Consider the following 2,057-nt stretch of genomic DNA (forward strand, 5'->3'; position numbering starts at 1 on the left):
CCCGGCAAACGCTCACCGTTCCACAGCACCGCGTTGTCCGGCGTGATGTCGATCTGCACCACCGCCGGTTTCACCAACGGCTTGGACGGCGCGTTCTGCGGCATGTCCAGCTTCACCGCGTGCGTCTGGATCGGTATCGTGATGATCAGCATGATCAGCATCACCAACATCACGTCGATCAGCGGCGTGGTGTTGATTTCCATCATCAGGTCGTCTTCGTCCGACGACCCCACGTTCATCGCCATGATCCCTCCTCCTACTCTGCGCCCGCCGGACTCGGCGGCTCGGTGATAAACGCGATCTTCACGATCCCCGCCTGCTGCACCGCCAGCACGATGCGGCCGATCGGCGCGTACTTCGCCGTCGCGTCGCCCCGGATATGCACTTCAGGCTGCGGAGTCTTCTTCGCTTCCTTCACCAAGCGCGCCAGCAGCTCCTGCTGGTCCTGCACCGGGCTCATGTTCCAGTAAATGCGGCTGTCCGGCCCCACCCCCAGCACGATGTTTTCCGGCTTGGTCTGCGTCGGGATGTTGCGCTCTTTCGGCAGCGTCATCTTCACCGTCTGCGTCACCACCGGCACCGTGATCAGGAAGATGATCAGCAGCACCAGCATCACGTCCACCAGCGGCGTGGTGTTGATCGCCGACAGCACCTGGTCTTCGTCGCCCTTGCCGTGGCCAAATCGCTTGTAACGCGCCATGGCCGTTTACCGGGTCGGGTTGTTCAGCAGGCTGGCGTGCAGGCGACCGGATACGACGCGCACATTGTCCAGCACCAGCTTGTTGCGACGCACCAGCCAGTTGTAACCCAGCACCGCCGGCACCGCCACCGCCAGGCCGATGGCGGTCATGATCAGCGCTTCGCCCACCGGGCCGGCTACCTTATCAATGGAGGCTTGGCCCGAGGTGCCGATCTTCACCAGCGCGTGGTAAATGCCCCATACGGTGCCGAACAGGCCGACGAACGGCGCGGTGGAGCCCACGGTGGCGATCACCGACAGGCCGTTTTGCATGTGGTGGCTGGCGGAATCCACCGCGTCGGAGATGGCCATCGCCACCCAGGTGTTCAGGTCCACGCGGTTGGCCAGTTCGCCCTTGTGCTCGCCGGCGGCTTCGATGCCGGCCTGCGCCACCGCGCTATACATGCCTTCGTCCGCCAGTTCGCTGGCGGCTTTTTGCAGGTCCACGCCATGGTGGCCCAGCAGTTCATGCCCCTGCTTGATCAGGCGGCGTTGTTCCAGCAGCTTGACGATGCCCACGTACCAGGTGGAGGCGGACATGATCAACAGAATGATCAGCGTGCCCTTGGCCACGAAGTCGCCTTGCGACCACAGGGCGTCGATGCCGTACGGATTGGAGGTGCTGACGGTCTCTGCCGCCAGCGCCGGCAGCGCGCTCAGCAGGCCGGCGGCGCCCAGGACTTTGCCCAGAAATGCGCGAGTGATCTTGGTCATGGTATTTGCTCCTTTGTGTCTTGAGAGGCTCTGGTCTTAGGAGCCAGAGTCCATTTTGAAGCCGAATTCCTGTTTCAATTGGGAATTGGCCTGGCAGGCGTAACCCTGCAATGCGCTGGTAATGGCGGCCTTGAACGCGCTGCGATAGCGCGGCGGGATGTCGCCGCCGAAGCTGAAGCTGGCGTCGCCGCTGTATTTGCCGTTGCCGCCCACGCTGAACACCACGTTGACCACGCCCTGGATTTCGTCTTCCTGGGCTTTGGCCGGGTATTCCGGGTTTTCCAGATGGCTGCAATTGGCTTTGGCCGAAACCGGGCCCTTCGGCGCTTCCGCCACCGGCGCCGGCGTCGGAGCCGGTTGCGGTTTCGGATCGGAGGTCACCGACTGGATGGCGTTTTGCGATTGCACCATCGGCGGCGGATTGACCACCGGCGGCACGTAGGCCTCCGGCTTGGGCGGCGCGGCCTGCGGCACCACTTTTTCGATCTTGGGCGGCGGCGGAGGCGGCGGCGGCGGTTCGCTGATCACCGACACTTCCACCTTCTGCTGGATCACCTTGACCACGCCCTGGGCCAGACCGGTCGCCAGCGCGTAGATCAGCACG

At 63.8% G+C, this 2,057-nt stretch carries 4 protein-coding genes; all 4 read right to left on the bottom strand.

Translation table 11 applies throughout. The features are described 5' to 3' along the window. Positions 1 to 245 (bottom strand): ExbD/TolR family protein (locus tag C2I19_RS19420; RefSeq protein ID WP_199181283.1); only part of this gene is annotated, 245 nt, incomplete at its 3' end. Positions 246 to 256: 11 nt separating this feature from the next. Continuing rightward, entirely contained in the window at positions 257 to 700 is a 444-nt protein-coding gene (locus C2I19_RS19425) for an ExbD/TolR family protein (RefSeq protein ID WP_103904266.1), read from the bottom strand. 6 nt (positions 701 to 706) lie between these two features. Beyond that, positions 707 to 1,453, bottom strand: a complete 747-nt coding sequence (locus tag C2I19_RS19430; protein ID WP_103904267.1) for a MotA/TolQ/ExbB proton channel family protein — start codon at positions 1,451 to 1,453, stop codon at positions 707 to 709. A 36-nt stretch (positions 1,454 to 1,489) separates the two neighbouring features. Continuing rightward, the coding region (locus tag C2I19_RS19435; protein ID WP_103904268.1) for a hypothetical protein at positions 1,490 to 2,057 on the bottom strand (568 nt) is incomplete at its 5' end.

Origin of the sequence: Chromobacterium alticapitis (assembly GCF_002924365.1) — a bacterium.
GTDB classification, from domain to species: Bacteria; Pseudomonadota; Gammaproteobacteria; order Burkholderiales; family Chromobacteriaceae; genus Chromobacterium; species Chromobacterium alticapitis.

What these genes read in the sequence shown, in the direction of transcription:
- C2I19_RS19425 (WP_103904266.1), bottom strand. Translation starts at nt 700, where the DNA reads ATGGCGCGTTACAAGCGATTTGGCCACGGCAAGGGCGACGAAGACCAG.
- C2I19_RS19430 (WP_103904267.1), bottom strand. Translation starts at nt 1,453, where the DNA reads ATGACCAAGATCACTCGCGCATTTCTGGGCAAAGTCCTGGGCGCCGCC.